This is a genomic window from Pseudomonas indica NBRC 103045 (genome assembly GCF_002091635.1).
GTDB lineage: Bacteria > Pseudomonadota > Gammaproteobacteria > Pseudomonadales > Pseudomonadaceae > Pseudomonas_M > Pseudomonas_M indica.
The window spans coordinates 91,511-108,269 of sequence record NZ_BDAC01000002.1; the positions used below are offsets into that span (position 1 = coordinate 91,511).

The 16,759-nt window shown below is 61.6% G+C and carries 13 protein-coding genes; 8 read left to right on the forward strand and 5 right to left on the reverse strand.

Annotated features, from left to right (window positions below; all coding sequences use genetic code 11):
* Nucleotides 1-54 precede the first annotated feature (54 nt).
* The 4 genes from PIN01S_RS03005 to PIN01S_RS03020 all read right to left on the reverse strand — a co-directional run bounded on the left by PIN01S_RS03005 (nucleotide 55) and on the right by PIN01S_RS03020 (nucleotide 4,377).
* Nucleotides 55-2,310 (reverse strand): Orn/Lys/Arg family decarboxylase, encoded by a 2,256-nt coding sequence (locus tag PIN01S_RS03005; RefSeq protein ID WP_084333655.1) that lies wholly within the window; start codon nucleotides 2,308-2,310, stop codon nucleotides 55-57.
* Nucleotides 2,311-2,394: 84 nt separating this feature from the next.
* Complete coding sequence (gene dnaQ, locus PIN01S_RS03010) at nucleotides 2,395-3,138, reverse strand: DNA polymerase III subunit epsilon (protein ID WP_084333656.1); 744 nt, start codon at nucleotides 3,136-3,138, stop codon at nucleotides 2,395-2,397.
* 14 nt (nucleotides 3,139-3,152) lie between these two features.
* A complete protein-coding gene (gene rnhA / locus PIN01S_RS03015; protein ID WP_084333657.1) occupies nucleotides 3,153-3,605 on the reverse strand; it encodes a ribonuclease HI in 453 nt (150 codons plus the stop codon).
* A gap of 16 nt (nucleotides 3,606-3,621) precedes the next feature.
* The gene (locus PIN01S_RS03020; protein WP_084333658.1) at nucleotides 3,622-4,377 is read right to left on the reverse strand and encodes a class I SAM-dependent methyltransferase; all 756 of its coding nucleotides are present in this window, start codon (nucleotides 4,375-4,377) and stop codon (nucleotides 3,622-3,624) included.
* Nucleotides 4,378-4,456: 79 nt separating this feature from the next.
* Between PIN01S_RS03020 and gloB the strand changes: the two genes are divergently transcribed.
* Nucleotides 4,457-5,236 carry a hydroxyacylglutathione hydrolase gene (gloB, locus tag PIN01S_RS03025; protein WP_084333659.1) on the forward strand — a complete coding sequence of 260 codons (780 nt, stop codon included), beginning with the start codon at nucleotides 4,457-4,459 and terminating at the stop codon, nucleotides 5,234-5,236.
* A 99-nt stretch (nucleotides 5,237-5,335) separates the two neighbouring features.
* The gene (locus PIN01S_RS03030; protein WP_084333660.1) at nucleotides 5,336-6,907 is read left to right on the forward strand and encodes a LysM peptidoglycan-binding domain-containing protein; all 1,572 of its coding nucleotides are present in this window, start codon (nucleotides 5,336-5,338) and stop codon (nucleotides 6,905-6,907) included.
* Here the strand turns inward: PIN01S_RS03030 and PIN01S_RS03035 are convergent, their stop codons facing one another.
* The gene (locus PIN01S_RS03035; RefSeq protein WP_425287672.1) at nucleotides 6,908-8,329 is read right to left on the reverse strand and encodes an HDOD domain-containing protein; all 1,422 of its coding nucleotides are present in this window, start codon (nucleotides 8,327-8,329) and stop codon (nucleotides 6,908-6,910) included. It lies immediately after the preceding gene.
* 165 nt (nucleotides 8,330-8,494) lie between these two features.
* On the opposite strand from PIN01S_RS03035, the gene PIN01S_RS03040 reads away from it, so the two are divergent.
* Genes PIN01S_RS03040 through fabI form a run of 6 tightly spaced genes read left to right on the forward strand, consistent with a single transcriptional unit; the run spans nucleotide 8,495 to nucleotide 16,699 of the window.
* Entirely contained in the window at nucleotides 8,495-10,324 is a 1,830-nt protein-coding gene (locus tag PIN01S_RS03040; protein ID WP_084333964.1) for an extracellular solute-binding protein, read from the forward strand.
* A complete protein-coding gene (locus PIN01S_RS03045; protein ID WP_084333662.1) occupies nucleotides 10,321-12,177 on the forward strand; it encodes an extracellular solute-binding protein in 1,857 nt (618 codons plus the stop codon). Before PIN01S_RS03040 ends, PIN01S_RS03045 begins: the two co-directional genes overlap by 4 nt.
* 1 nt (nucleotide 12,178) lies before the next feature.
* Nucleotides 12,179-13,252, forward strand: coding sequence for a microcin C ABC transporter permease YejB (locus PIN01S_RS03050; protein WP_084333663.1), 1,074 nt, complete (start codon nucleotides 12,179-12,181; stop codon nucleotides 13,250-13,252).
* A 1-nt stretch (nucleotide 13,253) separates the two neighbouring features.
* Nucleotides 13,254-14,273 carry an ABC transporter permease gene (locus PIN01S_RS03055; protein WP_084333664.1) on the forward strand — a complete coding sequence of 340 codons (1,020 nt, stop codon included), beginning with the start codon at nucleotides 13,254-13,256 and terminating at the stop codon, nucleotides 14,271-14,273.
* A 1-nt stretch (nucleotide 14,274) separates the two neighbouring features.
* Nucleotides 14,275-15,882: an ABC transporter ATP-binding protein gene (locus PIN01S_RS03060; protein ID WP_084333665.1), complete on the forward strand. Its 1,608-nt coding sequence runs from the start codon at nucleotides 14,275-14,277 to the stop codon at nucleotides 15,880-15,882.
* A gap of 19 nt (nucleotides 15,883-15,901) precedes the next feature.
* A complete protein-coding gene (fabI, locus tag PIN01S_RS03065; RefSeq protein WP_084333666.1) occupies nucleotides 15,902-16,699 on the forward strand; it encodes an enoyl-ACP reductase FabI in 798 nt (265 codons plus the stop codon).
* Nucleotides 16,700-16,759 lie beyond the last annotated feature (60 nt).

Sequence of the window (16,759 nt, forward strand, 5' to 3'; positions counted from 1 at the left end):
TACCGCTATCAACCCAGCGGGACGAGAGTGCCCGCCCCTGCCCACATATCCGCTTCATTCGCGGATGCAATCCACGGTGTAGCAACGCCCATCAGCACTGTCCTGATGCTGAAGACCGTGTACATCCGCATCGAACCCCGGAAAACTCCGATCGAAATTCCGTGCGAACAGCAGGTAATCAATGATCGCCTGCGTCGCCGGCGTGAAGCGCTCGCCCGGCATGATCAATGGAATGCCGGGCGGATAAGGCACCAGCATCACGGCGGCGATGCGCCCTTGCAGTTGGTCGATAGGCACCGCCTCGACCTCACCGCGCACCAGGCTGTCGTAGGCATCCGCCGGTTTCTGGGCGATTTCCGGCAACGTCGTGTACATGCGTTTGAGGGCTTTCGCCGTGGCGTTTTCCCGATAGCAGGTATGCAACTGGTCACACAAATCACGCAGCCCCATACCCTGATAACGCAGGCAGTCCGCCTGCGCCACCGAAGGCAGGACGTCATTCAAGGGGGCATTGGCATCGTAGTGCCGCTTGAACTCCAGCAGCTCGGTGAGCAGCGTGCTCCACTTGCCCTTGGTGATGCCCATGGAAAACAGCACGAGAAACGAATACAGGCCGGTCTTCTCCACCACCAGCCCGCGCTCCCAGAGGAACCTGCCGACCACCGCCGCCGGGATTCCCCGCTCGTCCAGCCGGCCGCCGGCCGTCAGGCCCGGTGTCGTCAAGGTTACCTTGATCGGATCGAGCAGCACGTAGTCGGCCGCCAGATCGCCGAAACCATGCCAGTCGGCGCCCGGCTCCAGCAGCCAGTCGTTCACGACCACCGCATCGGCCCCTTCCGCCTTCGGCGGCTGCCAGATACTGAACCACCAATCGTCCGCCGCCAGATTCTGCCGCAGATTGGCCAAGGCCCGGCGAAAGCTCAGCGCCTCGTCGAAGGTTTCCTGGATCAACGAACGACCGGCCGGTCCCTCCATCATGGCCGAGGCCACGTCCAGTGAGGCGATGATGCCGTACTGTGGCGAGGTGGAGATGTGCATCATGAACGCTTCGTTGAAACGGTCGCGATCCAATGGGCGAGTACCGCCATCCTGGACATGGATCATCGAGGCCTGACTGAAGGCGGCCAGCAACTTGTGCGTCGAATGGGTGCTGAATACCAGCGGACTGCGGGCGTCACGACGGATACCCATGCCATAGCGGCCGGCATAGAACTCGTGAAAGGCCGCGTAGGCGTACCAGGCTTCGTCGAAATGCAGCACGTCCACGCTGTCGCCCAGCGTCTGCTTGATCAGCTCCGCGTTGTAGCAAAGCCCGTCATAGGTGGAGTTGGTGACGACTGCCAGCTTCACCCTGGGCGCCCGCCCGGCGGCCAGTGGGTTGGCGGCGATCTTTTCCCGAATCGACTCGGCACTGAATTCGCTCAGCGGAATCGGCCCGATGATGCCCAGCTCGTTGCGCTCCGGGCTCAGATAGAGCGGAATAGCGCCGGTCATGATGATCGCGTGCAGCACCGACTTGTGGCAGTTGCGATCGACCAGCACCAGGTCGTCGCGGCCGACCATGGAATGCCAGACGATCTTGTTCGCCGTCGAGGTGCCGTTGATCACGAAGAAGGTGTGGTCAGCGCCGAAGTTGCGCGCCGCACGGGCTTCGGCTTCGGCCAGCGGCCCGGTGTGATCGAGCAGCGACCCCAGCTCGGGCACCGAGACCGAAAGATCGGAGCGCAAGGTGTTCTCGCCGAAGAACTGATGGAACGCCTGCCCCACCGGGCTCTTCCGGTAAGCGACACCCCCGCCGTGCCCAGGCGTATGCCAGGAATAATTGGATTGTGCGGTGTGCTCTACCAGCGCCCGGAAAAATGGCGGCAGCAACCCGGAGAGATAGTTGCGCGCCGCACGGGCGACTTGGCGGGCGAGGAAAGGTACGGTGTCCTCGAACAGGTAGAGCAGCCCGCGCAATTGATTGAGATCGGCCATGGCCTCGGCGGGTGCATTCTCGATAGTCACCTGTTCTCCAAGGGCGAAGATCGGTAACTGTGGCGCCCGAATCCGGGCCACGCGAATCAGCTCGACCACATCCTGGAGCAGCCGCTGATTCTCCCCCGCACCTTCCGCCGCGACCAGCACACAAGCCAGCCCATGGTGGGTGGAGGCAACGATTCGTCCCTCGGCGGAACTGGCGGTGGAGAGGATATTGAACCCTTCCTGCTCCAGCTCCCGGGCGATGGCCCGGACACGCTCACCCGCCACCGTGTCCGCCTTGATGTCACGATGGACGATGAGTACGGGAAATTTCAGGTCTTTGTACATGAGGCCTCCCGGAGAGACCGGGCCGAAGCCCGGTCATATCCTCAGGGTAGACCGCCCGTTGCGGGATTCGCTTCCCGCAGAATTTCAGGCCTCGGCGGCAGGCTGTTCCAACTGCACCCAGAGCGGCGCGGAGCCGGCCGACTTCTCGATGGCCGCCAGACGCGCCGCATGGGCAGCCAAGTCCGCCTCGCTGGCGCGAATCACCCGAGTCTGAGTGCGCTCTGCAGGCAGACGGCGGATCGGGCTGGCCTGGGGACGACCGCTGGCGTTGCCGTCACTGCCCTCGCCCGCCAGCGACAGGTGGGTCTGGCCACCGGTCATGGTCAGGTAGACGTCAGCGAGAATCTCGGCGTCGAGCAAGGCGCCGTGCAGGTCGCGACCGGAGTTGTCGACACCATAGCGCTTGCACAGGGCATCGAGGCTGTTGCGCTGGCCTGGATGGCGCTCGCGCGCCATCAGCAAGGTGTCGAGAATCGAACAGTGCTCGCTGATATCGGCCCGGTCATGCTGGCCGAGCCGGGCGAATTCGGCGTTGATGAAGCCCACGTCGAACGCCGCGTTGTGGATGATCAGTTGGGCGCCCTTGATGAACTCGAAGAACTCTTCGGCCACCTCCTTGAAGCGGGGCTTGTCAGCCAGGAATTCGTTGGTGATGCCGTGGACCGCAATGGCGCCTTCGTCCACTTCACGGTCGGGCTGGAGATAGACATGGAAGTGCCGCCCGGTGAGCCGGCGCCCCATCACTTCGACGCAACCGATCTCGATGATGCGATGGCCATCGGTCACCGGCATGCCGGTGGTTTCAGTATCCAGTACGACGCTGCGCATAGTGTTCCCTGCTGTTAAACGATGTGTTGACGTTTCGCTTCGACGACGCCGCGGTTGGCCAGCAGATCGGCGCGCTCATTGCCAGGATGGCCGGTATGGCCGCGCACCCATTCCCAGGTGACCTGGTGGCGATTGACCTGCTCGTCGAGCTGTTGCCAGAGATCGGCATTCTTCACCGGTTGCTTGGCCGCGGTTTTCCAACCCCGCTTCTTCCAGTTCGGCAACCATTCCTGCATGCCACGCATGACGTACTCGGAATCGGTGACCAGACGCACCGCGCAGGGCCGCTTCAGCTCGGCCAGCGCACGAATTGCCGCGGTGAGCTCCATCCGGTTGTTAGTGGTTTCCGCCTCTCCGCCCCAGAGTTCGCGCTCGACGCCCTTGAAAACGAGCAATGCGCCCCAGCCACCGGGACCGGGATTACCTTTGCAGGCGCCGTCGGTGTATATCTCGACAATGTCACTCATGCGGAGCTTGTTCTCTTTACGGCTCGGAATTGCGCCGGCTCACCTTGGCCACCGGCAATGGCACCAGCTTGCCCATCGGTTCTCGACGGACTTGGCGCAGCGGCCGAAGGCCGACCACCAGCTTGCGTGCCACTAATAAATAGAAGCCTGCCCCGGGGGGCTGCCAGGTACCTCCCCAGGTTTCCAGACGCGCCAGACGCGCCTGCCAAGCATCGGAAGCAAGCGGCGGACGATAGCATCCGAAGCGGCGTTTCTCCAGCGCGAATCCCAGCAGGTTGAGCCAATCGCCGACCCGCGTCGGGGCGAAGCAGCGCGCTTGGCGTAGCCCGTCGCCGGCGAAGTAGTGGCGCAAGCCCCAAGCGCTCCACGGGTTGATTCCGACGATCAGCAGGTGTCCGCCGGGTCGCACGCTCCGCGCCGCCTCACGCAGTAAGCCATGGGGCGACAGGCTGAAATCCAGCCCATGCTGCAGTAATACCAAGTCCGCCGCGTGCTCGACGAGCGGCCAGGATTGCTCTTCGCAAACGATCTCCACATCGGGCGGTGCGCCCAGGCGCACACTGCAATGGATCTGCGGCGCTTTCGGCAATTGCGAGGCAGGCGGCCCGTAGTGAACCAGGTAACCGCCGAAGAAACGCGCCAGCTCCTCTTCCAGGACTCGGCGTTCCTCTTCCAATAACTGGCGACCGAGGGGGCCGGCGAACCATTCACGAGCGACGCCGATCAGCGCCAGCCAGTCCGGGTCGGCCTGAGCGAAAGCCTGGTCAGTCATAGGGAACTCCTGCATGGCAGCGGGTAGTCTTCAGGCCTAAGATGCGCTTTTTTACGTTCAGCTGCGATAGGCCTCACCCATGATACAGATCGACGCCCTGCCCGCTTTCACCGACAACTACCTCTGGTTGTTGCAAGATGCTGCCACGCGCCGCTGTGCGGTGGTCGATCCCGGCGATGCCGGCCCGGTCCTCGACTGGCTTGCTGCCCATCCGGACTGGCAACTCAGCGATATCATCGTCACTCATCACCATCCCGACCATATCGGCGGCGTGGCCAAGCTCAAGTCTGCGACCGGTGCTCGCGTACTCGGTCCGGCCAAGGAGCGGATTCCCGAGCGGGACCTGGCCTTGGGCGAAGGCGACAAGGTGGACGTGCTGGGACTCAGGTTCGAAGTGATGGAGGTACCCGGACACACCCTGGGCCATATCGCCTATTACCATGCCTCGCCTCGGAATCCGCTGCTGTTCTGTGGCGACACCCTGTTCGCCGCAGGGTGCGGCCGACTGTTCGAAGGGACCCCGGAGCAGATGTACCACTCGCTCAGCCGCTTGGCCGCGCTGCCGGACGACACACAGGTCTACTGCACCCACGAATACACCCTGAGCAACCTGCGTTTCGCCCATGCCGTCGAGCCGGACAACCCGGCCATCGCCCAACGGCTTGCCGAAGTCGGCGCCTGGCGCGATGCAGGCAGGATCAGCCTGCCGTCCACCCTGTCCATCGAGCGGGAAACCAACCCCTTCCTGCGCTGTGACCAACCATCCGTCCGAAAAAAAATCGACGAACGGAACGGCATCGCTCAACGCTCCGCAAGCGCGGTTTTTGCTGGCCTGCGCAGTTGGAAGGATCACTTCTAGAAGCGCGGGCAACCGGCTGAAATCTGGCGAAAACTTGACCACCCCCGGCCTCGTTCCTAGAATCGCCCGATCTTTTTGCCCGGAACAGCCACCCCGCCAATGACGTCCAAGCCGCGCAGGACCCTCGATCTAGACGCATTGGCACGATCCTCTCGGGTGCTGGTAGCGGTGTGTGCCGCGGCCCTGGCAGGCTGCCAGAGCCTGGGGCCCTCGCATGACCAGCCCGGCCGGGACACCGACAGGGCTGTCGGCCTCGAGCAGCAACCGGAGTGGCTGACCGAAACCCCGACGCCCGAAGCACCGCAAGATATCTGGGAGCGCATGCGCAGCGGCTTCAAGCTGCAGGACCAGATCGATGTGAACCCGCGGATCGAGCGCCAGCGCTTGTGGTTCGTCAGCAACCCGTCCTTCCTCGAGAATGCCTGCGAACGCGGTGCCCTCTATATCCATTACGTGGTGGAACGACTCGAAGAGCGCGACATGCCGCTGGAACTGGCACTGCTGCCGGTCATCGAGAGTGCCTACAACCCCCTGGCCTACTCCCGCGCCCATGCGGTCGGCATCTGGCAGTTCATCCCGTCGACCGGACGCCATTTCAATCTGCGCCAAACCAGTTGGTACGACGGCCGCCGCGACATCACCGCCTCGACCAATGCTGCGATGAACTATCTCTCGCGCCTGCATGAGATGTTCAACGGCGACTGGCTGCTGGCACTGGCCGCCTATAACGCTGGCGAAGGCACAGTCAGCCGGGCCATCGAACGCAACCAGAAACTGGGGCTGCCAACCGACTACTGGAACCTGCCGCTACCGCAGGAAACCCAGGACTACGTTCCCAAGCTGCTTGCGCTTTCCCAGGTGGTGATGGCCCCAGAGGCCTACGGCGTGACGCTCAATCCCATCGCCAACGAACCGTACTTCGAGGTGGTGGAGGTCAAGCAGCGCCTGGATCTGTCGCGCGTCGCCGCCATGGCGGAAATCGACGAAGACGAGCTGTACATGCTCAACCCCGCCTACAAGAAGCGCATCACCATGGACGGTCCGCAACATCTGCTGGTGCCGACCGAGAAAGCCGAACTGTTCGCCGCCAACCTGTCGCTGATGCAACCGCAGGAACTGGTGGACTGGCAGGAATATCGCGTACGCGCCGGCGACAGCCTTCACGCCATCGCCAACCGCTACCACTTGACGGTCAATACGCTCAAGGAGATCAACCAGCTCAAAGGTAACGATCTGCGTATCGGGCAAACCCTGAGCATTCCGGTCCAACCGGGTCTCAAGCCCTCTCAGCCGTTGTTCCAGGAGCGACTGGCCGCCACCGAGCAGCCCAAGGCACTGCGCAGTTACCGGGTGAAGAGTGGCGACAATCTCTGGCAGATCGCCAAGGCGCACAACGTCAAGGTCGAGGACCTGAAGCGTTGGAACCGACTCTCCGGCAACAGCCTGAAGACCGGCCAGGTGCTCACCCTGCAAAGCAGCGCCGCTCCCGTCACCATCGCCACGCGGAACGATCGCCAGTCGGTAACCTATTACCGCGTGCAGAAAGGCGACTCGCTTTACCTGATCGCCAAGCGCTTCAAGGTGGACCTGCAGAACCTTCAGCGCTGGAATCCCCGCAGCGGTCACGCCCTCACTCCTGGGCAAACGCTTACGCTCTATCTCCCCCGCTGATCAGCGTCCCTTGCTGAGAGCCTCCAGGCATCGTCCGGTCAACTGGGTGAAACGCTGGAAGGCAACGAACTGCTCATGCTTCAGCGCCCGACCGGACAACCGGTTGTCCGCATACAGCACGCCGATCTCGCGAGTACCTGCCATCAGCGGCGCAATGAAGAACATGCCCTGCCCGAGCCACTGCCGCATCGGCCCGGTGACCAGCTCGCTCAGGTTGTAGCTTGCCGGGACCCCCATCCAGATCGCCTCCTTGTGGCGCAGGACATAGCTGAAGATATGCGGCTGTTCCGGCTGCTCGGCAGGAAGCACGAAATCGCTCAGCCAGCTTTGCGTTCCCTCGCCCGCCACGCGCTTGACCCGGAAGCGAGTCTGCCCATCCGCCAGCACCGCGAGCATGATCCGTTCCAGTCCGGCCCCCTGGTGCAGCCCCTTGAACAGCGTATCGAGGATCAGGCCGACATCCCCGCGGGCGGAGACCATCAGACCAAGGTCCTGCAATGCCTGCTGCATCACCAGGAGATTAGGTTGCAGTAAACGCGCCCGACGCTGCTCCTGCTGTAGGCGAATCTGCTCCGGATCGGTATTGGGAATGAGATTGCACAGCTTGCCGGCACCGAAGGTCACCGCGACCTTGACGGCCTCATCGGCACTGGCCAGCACCTGCTGCATCGCATCTTCCGGCGTCACGCCGGTGAAGCGGGCCAGTTGCTCGACCAGCTTCTCGATGGCCGGCGAATCCCAGCCCTCCAAGGCGGCCTCGCTGATCCGAACACCAAGGGTCACCGCCTGTACCGCCGGATCGTTCTGGCTGGTCCCCTGTGCCAGGCTGGCGATTTCGCTCAGGTTCCAGCTTTTCACCAGCCCCAGGGTCAATTGACGGAAGCTGGTGCCGAGCACGGAGCGCACCGCTTCCTCGGCGATCACGCCAGGCTGGGCCAGGGCGGTGTCCAGCTCATCGGCCTGTACACCACCGCAGCCCCAGAACGCCAACTCGCCAAGGTTGTAGAGCAAGGCGGCGATGAACACCTCCTCCTCATGCCTGGAAAGCACATAGCCGGCGATATTCCGCGCCTGGACCGCGGCATGGAAGGATCGTGCGAGCAGCTCCTGCAACTGCTCGCGCGGGGCTCGCGTCAGCAATCCGTCGATCAAACTGACGGAAAGACCGATCAGACGCACATTGTCGAAACCGATCAGGACGATGGCCCGGGAGATGGTACGGATAGGCTCCTGCGAGGGGTTGTAATAGGCACTGTTGGCAACGCGCAGGACCTTGGAGGTCAGGGAAGCATCACGTAGCAGCACATCGGCCAACTGTTGCACCGAGGCTTTTTCTTCCCCGGCCAGACGATGCAAGTCCTGCACGACAGCGGCAAGGGCCGGTAACTCAGCTTGGTTCAGGCGATCGATCCATGACTGCAAACCATGGCAGCGTTCTTCCAATATGTGAGCCTCTACTTGTTTTAGCGCAGTGTAGCGAAATGATGGCACTCTCCGAAGGGGGAAGCGCTCTTTTTACGTCGGATACAAGCTGTTACTGTACCGCCCAGAAGCCCAAAAGCCGCCATGGACCGGATTTTCCGCCTGATGCGTCATATCCTCCTGTTGTTCCTAAGTCTGGCCCCGAGCTTTCCCCTCTGTGCGGCCATCATCGAAAGCCACGGTTACGCCCAATTCGGCGCCCTCAAATATCCCGCCAGCTTCACCCACTTCGACTGGGTCAATCCGGAGGCACCCAAGGGCGGTACGTTGCGAGTAATGGCTTTCGGCACCTTCGACACGCTCAATCCCTATACATTCAAGGGCACCAGCCCCGTTTCCACGGCGAACTTCCTGCAGTATGGCGTCACCGAACTGAACGAGCCACTGATGGTGGGCACCGGGCAATACGACCCTTCCGGCGATGAGCCGGCATCCAGTTACGGGCTGATCGCCCGCTCCGTCGAATACAGCGAAGACCGCAGCTGGGTGGTGTTCAACCTGCGCGAGGAAGCCCGCTTCCATGACGGACATCCCATCACCGCTTACGACGTGGCCTTTTCCTACCGTCTGCTGATCAAGGATGGCCACCCGCAATACCGGACCTACCTGCAGGAAGTCAAACGTGTCGACATTCTCGGCCGGCACCGCATTCGCTTCGTGCTCAAGCGCGCCGGCAATCCGCTCCTGATCCTGCGGCTCGGCGAATTGCCGGTGTTGCCGCAACACTATTGGAAAGACCGCGACTTCAAGAGCACCACTTTCGAACCGCCGCTGGGCAGCGGGCCCTATCGGATCACCCAGGTACTGCCGGGCCGCCAACTGGTATTCGAGCACGTGAAAGACTGGTGGGGCGAGAAACTGCCGGTCAACCGCGGCAAGTACAACTTCGACCGTGTCGAGGTGGAGTTCTACCGCGACAGCAACGTGGCCTTCGAAGCGTTCAAGGCCGGGGAATTCGATTTCTATATCGAGCATCAGGCGAAGAACTGGGCGAATGGCTACCGCTTTCCCGCCGTGGCCCGCGGCGATGTGATCCGCGCCGAGATTCCACACAAGATCCCCACCCAGACCCAGGCGTTGTTCATGAACACCCGCCGAAGCGTTTTCGCGGACCGCAAAGTACGCGAAGCCATGGGCCTGATGTTCGACTTCGAATGGACCAATCGCACGCTGTTCAATAACGCCTACGTACGTGCCAAGAGCTATTACCCCAATAGCGAGTTCTCCGCGTTCGGCAAGCCGGAAGGCCAGGAATGGCTACTGCTGTCCCCCTACCGCAAGCAGTTGCCCGCACGCCTGTTCAACGAACCGTTCAGCGTGCCGGAAACCGATGGGCGCGGCATCCCGCGCGAAACGCTACGCCGGGCTCTGGGCCTGTTGGCCGAAGCCGGCTGGAAACCCTCTGGGGAGCGGCTGCTGAATAGTAAGGGACAACCTTTCCGGTTCGAAATCCTGCTGGTCAACCCCAGCCTCGAGCGCATCCTCCAGCCCTACAGCGAGAATCTGGCGAGCATCGGAATCGACGTGAGCCTGCGTACGGTCGACCGCGCCCAATACAAGCAGCGCCTCGATCATTTCGACTTCGACATGATCATGCTGACATTGCCGCAAACCTTGAGCCCCGGCCTGGAGCAATGGCTGTACTTCCATTCCAGCCAGGCCAAGGTGAAGGGCGGCAAGAATTACGCGGGTGTTGCCCATCCCGTGGTCGACACGCTGCTGGATAGCCTGCTCGCCGCCCGCACCCGGGACGAGCAGGTTGCCGCTACCCGTGCGCTGGACCGGGTCTTGCTCTGGCAGCACTACAGCATTCCCAACTGGTACCTGGACTATCACCGCCTGGCGTATCGCAACCGCTTCGCGTTCGTTACGACGCCGCCCTACACCCTCGGGCTGCGCGCCTGGTGGTTGAAGCCTAAGGAGAACATCCAATGACGCGCCCTCTGCGCTCCCTCTTCCTGTTCGGCGGCAGCGCCCTTCTCCTGGGCCTGGCCAGCCTCGCCCAGGCGGCACCGAAGCATGCGCTGACCCTGTATGACGAGCCGCCGAAATACCCGGCCAATTACAAGTACTTCGACTATGTGAACCCCGATGCCCCGAAGGGTGGCGTGTTCCGCCAAGCGGGGTTCGGCGGTTTCGACAGCCTGAATCCGTTCATTAACAAAGGGGTGTCGGCCGACGATATCGGCCTGATCTACGACACGCTGACGCGCCACAGCCTGGACGAGCCGTTCACCGAGTACGGCTTGCTCGCGGAGAAGATCGAGAAAGCACCGGATAACAGCTGGGTACGCTTCTACCTGCGCCCCGAGGCCCGTTTCCATGACGGGCATCCGGTCACCGCGGAAGACGTGGTGTTCACCTTCGAAACCCTGATGAAAGACGGCGCCCCGCTCTACAAGGCTTATTACGCCGATGTCGCCGAAGTCATCGCGGAAGATGCCCGGAAGGTCCGCTTCGTCTTCAAACATCCCGGCAACCGGGAGCTACCGCTGATCCTCGGCCAGTTGGCCGTCCTGCCCAAGCACTGGTGGGCAGAGCGAAACTTCAAGAAGGGAAATCTCGAAATTCCCCTGGGCAGCGGCCCGTACCGCATCGCTGACGTCAAGGCCGGACGCTCGATCCGCTACGAGCGCGTCAAGGATTGGTGGGGCAAGGACCTGCCGGTCAACCGGGGGTTCTACAACTTCGACACGATGGTCACTGACTATTACCGCGACAATACCGTCGCCCTCGAAGCCCTGAAGGCCGGCCAATTCGACTACTGGCTGGAAACCAGCGCGAAGAACTGGGCAACTGCCTATGACGTTCCCGCCGTGCAAAACGGCCAGTTGATCAAGGAAGAGATCGCCAATCGCAACCCCACCGGAATGCAGGGTTTCATCTTCAATATCCGCCGCCCGCTGTTCCAGGATCGTCGCGTACGCGAAGCGCTGGGATTGCTGTTCGATTTCGAATGGACCAACAAGCAACTGTTCAACGGCGCCTACACTCGAACCCACAGCTATTTCGACAACTCGGAGCTGGCCTCCAGCGGCCTGCCCGACGAAGCCGAACTGAAGATTCTCGAACCGCTGCGCGCCCAGATTCCACCCCAGGTGTTCACCGATGAGTACCGCGTACCGGTCACCGACGGCAGCGGCATCATCCGTGAACAACAACGCCGCGCCTACCAGTTGCTGCAAGAAGCCGGCTGGCGAATCGAAGGCGACCGCATGGTGGACGGCAAGGGCCAGCCCGTCAGCATCGAGTTCCTGCTGGCCCAGACCGAATTCGAGCGCATCCTGCTGCCATACAAGCGCAACCTGTCCGATCTGGGCATCGACCTGGTGATTCGCCGGGTCGATGTCTCCCAATACATCAACCGTCTACGCTCGCGGGACTTCGACATGATCGTGGGCGGCTTCGGTCAGTCCAACTCCCCAGGCAACGAGCAGCGTGAATACTGGCATTCCAGTAGTGCCGACAACCCGGGAAGCCGGAACTTCATTGGCCTGAAAGATCCGGCCATCGACAGCCTTGTCGACAGCCTGATCAACGCGGACTCGCGAAAAAGCCTGGTCGCACATACCCGTGCCCTGGACCGTGTACTGCTATGGGGCAACTATGTGGTTCCCAACTGGCACATCAAGACCTGGCGGGTCGCCTACTGGAACCGCTTCGAGCATCCGAAGGTCACGCCGCTCTACGATATCGGCCTGACTACCTGGTGGGTCAAACCGGGCGCATCGGCACAACCGGAGCCGGCTTCCACCCCAGCAGAAACCCCAGCAGCAGCGGAGCAATGACATGCTGGCCTATCTCGTCCGCCGCCTGCTGCTCATCGTCCCTACCCTGTTCGGCATTCTGCTGATCAACTTTCTCATCATCCAGGCGGCACCAGGTGGCCCCGTCGAACAGATGATCGCCAAGCTGGAAGGTTTCGAAGGAGCCACCAGCCGTATCGCCGGGGGCGGTGCCGAGGTTTCCGTGGCAGGCTCCAACTACCGGGGCGCTCAGGGTCTCGATCCCGACCTGGTCGCCGAAATCGAGCGTATGTATGGCTTCGACAAGCCCGCTCCCGAGCGCTTCTGGATCATGCTCACCAACTATGTCCATCTGAACTTCGGTGAAAGCTTTTTCCGCGATGCCAAGGTCATCGACCTGATTGCCGAGAAAATGCCGGTCTCCATCTCGCTGGGGTTGTGGAGTACCCTGATCATGTATCTGGTCTCCATTCCCCTGGGAATCGCCAAGGCCGTGCGCCACGGCAGCGCCTTCGACGTCTGGACCAGCTCCGCGATCATCATCGGCTACGCCATCCCGGCTTTCCTCTTCGCCATCCTGCTGATCGTTGTGTTCGCCGGCGGCAGCTATTTCGACTGGTTTCCCCTCCGTGGCCTGACCTCCAACAACTTCGACGAACTCAGCCTGGGCGGGAAGATCATCGACTACTTCTGGCACCTGGCCCTACCGATCACTGCCCTGGTCATCGGTAACTTCGCGACGTTGACCTTGCTGACCAAGAACAGCTTTCTGGATGAGATCAACAAGCAATACGTGGTTACCGCCCGCGCCAAAGGGCTCTCCAAGAACCGCGTGCTATACGGCCACGTCTTTCGTAACGCCATGCTGATCATCATCGCCGGGTTCCCCTCGGCATTCATCGGGCTGTTCTTCACCGGATCCCTACTGATCGAGGTGATCTTTTCCCTCGATGGCCTGGGCCTCATGAGTTTCGAAGCGGCGATCAACCGGGATTACCCGGTCGTATTCGGCACGCTTTTCATCTTCACTTTGCTGGGACTTGTCGTGAAATTGATCGGCGACCTCACCTATACCCTGGTCGATCCCCGTATCGACTTCGAAAGCCGGGAGGGTTGAGATGAAGCTCTCTCCTCTCAATCGACGACGCTTCGAACGGTTCAAGGCGCACAAACGCGGCTGGTGGTCGCTCTGGATCTTTCTGGGTCTGTTCGTGCTCAGCCTCGGCGCAGAACTGATCGCCAACGACAAGCCCCTGGTCGTGCGCTATGACGGCGAATGGTATTTCCCGGTATTCAAGCGCTATCCCGAAACCACCTTCGGCGGCGAATTCCCGCTACAGGCCAACTACAAAAGCCCCTATATCCGGGAACTGATCGCACAGAAGGACGGCTGGATGCTCTGGCCGCCCATCCCCTACAGCTACTCCAGCATCAACTACGAATTGAAGGTTCCCGCCCCCGCACCACCGTCCACCGAGAACTGGCTGGGCACCGATGACCAAGGCCGCGACGTGCTGGCACGGGTCATCTACGGATTCCGGATTTCCGTGCTGTTTGCTCTGGTCCTGACCTTGCTCAGTTCGGTCATTGGCGTCTTCGCCGGTGCCCTGCAAGGCTTCTACGGAGGCTGGGTGGACCTGCTGGGCCAGCGCTTCCTGGAAATCTGGTCGGGCCTGCCAGTGCTTTATCTGCTGATCATCCTGGCCAGCTTCGTCCAGCCGAACTTCTGGTGGCTGCTCGGTATCATGCTGCTGTTCTCCTGGATGAGCCTGGTGGATGTGGTGCGCGCCGAATTCCTTCGTGGGCGCAACCTGGAATACGTGCGGGCCGCTCGTGCCCTGGGCATGCAGAACGGCGCCATCATGTTCCGCCACATCATGCCCAACGCCATGGTTTCGACCATGACCTTCATGCCGTTCATTCTGACCGGCGCCATCGGCACCCTCACCGCTTTGGACTTCCTCGGTTTCGGCCTGCCACCGGGCGCGCCCTCGTTGGGCGAATTGGTTGCCCAGGGCAAGGCCAACCTGCAAGCACCGTGGCTGGGTATCAGCGCTTTCATGGTGTTGGCACTGATGCTCAGCCTGCTGGTTTTCATCGGCGAAGCCGCCCGCGATGCTTTCGATCCGAGGAAGTGAGATGAGCGAGAACCTGATAGAAGTACGTGACCTCGCCGTCGAGTTCGTGACCGGCGATCAGGCACAACGTGTCGTCGAAGGCGTCAGCTTCGATATCCGCAAAGGTGAAACCCTGGCGCTGGTTGGCGAAAGCGGCTCCGGCAAGTCGGTTACCGCTCACTCGATCCTGCGGCTACTGCCCTACCCGCTGGCCCGGCACCCCAGCGGCAGCATCCACTACGCTGGCCAGGACCTGCTCAAGCTCGATGAGAAAAAACTGCGCGGTATCCGTGGCAACCGCATCGCCATGGTGTTCCAGGAACCGATGACCTCTCTCAATCCCTTGCACAGCGTGGAAAAGCAGATCAACGAAGTGCTTGCGCTGCACAAGGGGCTCCGTGGCAAGGCTGCCACGGCAAGAACGCTGGAGTTGCTCGAACTCGTCGGCATCCCTGAGCCGCGCAAGCGGCTGAAAGCCTTCCCTCATGAACTCTCTGGCGGCCAGCGCCAACGCGTCATGATCGCCATGGCACTGGCGAACGAGCCCGAACTGCTGATCGCCGACGAACCGACCACGGCCCTGGACGTCACCGTCCAACTGAAAATCCTGCAATTACTCAAGGAATTGCAGGCCCGCCTGGGCATGTCGCTGCTGCTGATCACTCATGACCTCAACTTGGTCCGGAGAATTGCACACCGCGTATGTGTCATGCAGCGCGGAAAGATCGTCGAACAGGCGTCGTGTGATGAATTGTTCCACGCACCGAAGCATTCCTACACCCAGGAACTGCTCGGTGCGGAGCCCAGCGGCGACCCCGCGGCCACTGTTGCCGGGGAGCCGTTGCTGGAAGTGAAAGACTTGCGCGTGTGGTTCCCGATCAAGAAAGGGGTATTGCGCCATACCGTCGACTACGTGAAGGCGGTAGATGGAATCAATTTCAGCCTGCCTCAGGGGCATACCCTGGGGATCGTAGGTGAAAGCGGTTCCGGCAAATCCACGTTGGGAATGGCGATCCTCAGGCTTTTGAGCAGTCAAGGAGCCATTCGCTTCCAGGGACAGGTCTTGAATGGCCTGACACAACGGCAGGTCCGCCCTTTACGGCGGCAGATGCAGGTGGTCTTTCAGGACCCCTTCGGCAGCCTGAGCCCACGCATGTCGGTCGGGCAGATCGTTGGCGAAGGATTACGAATCCATCGCATCGGTACGCCGGATGAGCAGGAGCAGGCCATCATCGACGCGCTCCTGGAGGTAGGACTGGATCCGGAAACCCGGCACCGCTACCCCCACGAGTTTTCCGGCGGGCAACGGCAGCGGATCGCCATTGCCCGGGCATTGGTGCTGAAACCGGCGCTGATCCTGCTGGACGAGCCCACTTCGGCGCTCGACCGCACGGTCCAGCGTCAAGTAGTGGAGCTCCTGCGCGGGTTGCAGGCCAAGTACAACCTGACTTACCTGTTCATCAGCCATGACCTGGCGGTGGTTCGGGCGCTCAGCCACCAATTGATGGTGGTAAAGCAGGGCCAGGTGGTGGAACAAGGCCCGGCGGAGGCCGTCTTCGCCGCGCCGCAGCACATTTATACACGGCAATTGCTGGAGGCCGCCTTCATGGCTCCAGGAACTGTCGATTAACCAGAAGAGGAACAAGTACATGGGATTTCTCGCCGGTAAGCGCGCGCTGATCGTCGGCGTCGCCAGCAAACTGTCCATCGCCTCCGGTATCGCCGCAGCGATGCACCGCGAAGGCGCCGAACTGGCCTTCACCTACCAGAACGAAAAGCTCAAGGGACGTGTAGAAGAGTTCGCCACCGGCTGGGGCTCCAGCCCCGAAATGTGCTTCCCCTGCGATGTCGCCAATGACGAAGAAATCGCCGCCGTGTTCGAAGCACTCAGCAAGAAGTGGGATGGCCTGGATATCATCGTCCACTCCGTTGGCTATGCGCCGGGCGATCAACTCGACGGCGATTTCACCGCTGTCACCACCCGCGAAGGCTTCCGCATCGCGCACGACATCAGTGCCTACAGCTTCGTGGCACTTGCCAAGGCAGGTCGCGAGATGATGCAAGGCCGCAACGGCAGCCTGCTTACCCTCTCTTACCTGGGTGCCGAGCGGACCATGCCCAACTACAACGTGATGGGCATGGCCAAGGCAAGCCTGGAAGCCGGCGTCCGCTATCTCGCCGGCAGCCTCGGCCCGGAAGGTACTCGTGTCAACGCCGTTTCCGCCGGCCCTATCCGCACACTGGCCGCCTCGGGCATCAAGAGCTTCCGCAAGATGCTCGCCGCAAACGAGAAGCAGACCCCCTTGCGCCGCAACGTGACCATCGAGGAAGTCGGTAACGCTGGCGCGTTTCTGTGCTCAGACCTCGCCTCGGGCATCAGCGGCGAGATCCTGTACGTCGACGGCGGCTTCAACACCACCGCAATGGGTGTCCTGGAAGACGATTGATCGCACTCCACATGCGATAAGAAAAGGCCGCTTGCGGCCTTTTCTTTTGCCAACGATTTC

What these genes read in the sequence shown, in the direction of transcription:
- PIN01S_RS03005 (WP_084333655.1), bottom strand. Translation starts at nt 2,310, where the DNA reads ATGTACAAAGACCTGAAATTTCCCGTACTCATCGTCCATCGTGACATC.
- dnaQ (WP_084333656.1), bottom strand. Translation starts at nt 3,138, where the DNA reads ATGCGCAGCGTCGTACTGGATACTGAAACCACCGGCATGCCGGTGACC.
- rnhA (WP_084333657.1), bottom strand. Translation starts at nt 3,605, where the DNA reads ATGAGTGACATTGTCGAGATATACACCGACGGCGCCTGCAAAGGTAAT.
- PIN01S_RS03020 (WP_084333658.1), bottom strand. Translation starts at nt 4,377, where the DNA reads ATGACTGACCAGGCTTTCGCTCAGGCCGACCCGGACTGGCTGGCGCTG.
- gloB (WP_084333659.1), top strand. Translation starts at nt 4,457, where the DNA reads ATGATACAGATCGACGCCCTGCCCGCTTTCACCGACAACTACCTCTGG.
- PIN01S_RS03030 (WP_084333660.1), top strand. Translation starts at nt 5,336, where the DNA reads ATGACGTCCAAGCCGCGCAGGACCCTCGATCTAGACGCATTGGCACGA.
- PIN01S_RS03040 (WP_084333964.1), top strand. Translation starts at nt 8,495, where the DNA reads ATGCGTCATATCCTCCTGTTGTTCCTAAGTCTGGCCCCGAGCTTTCCC.
- PIN01S_RS03045 (WP_084333662.1), top strand. Translation starts at nt 10,321, where the DNA reads ATGACGCGCCCTCTGCGCTCCCTCTTCCTGTTCGGCGGCAGCGCCCTT.
- PIN01S_RS03050 (WP_084333663.1), top strand. Translation starts at nt 12,179, where the DNA reads ATGCTGGCCTATCTCGTCCGCCGCCTGCTGCTCATCGTCCCTACCCTG.
- PIN01S_RS03055 (WP_084333664.1), top strand. Translation starts at nt 13,254, where the DNA reads ATGAAGCTCTCTCCTCTCAATCGACGACGCTTCGAACGGTTCAAGGCG.
- PIN01S_RS03060 (WP_084333665.1), top strand. Translation starts at nt 14,275, where the DNA reads ATGAGCGAGAACCTGATAGAAGTACGTGACCTCGCCGTCGAGTTCGTG.
- fabI (WP_084333666.1), top strand. Translation starts at nt 15,902, where the DNA reads ATGGGATTTCTCGCCGGTAAGCGCGCGCTGATCGTCGGCGTCGCCAGC.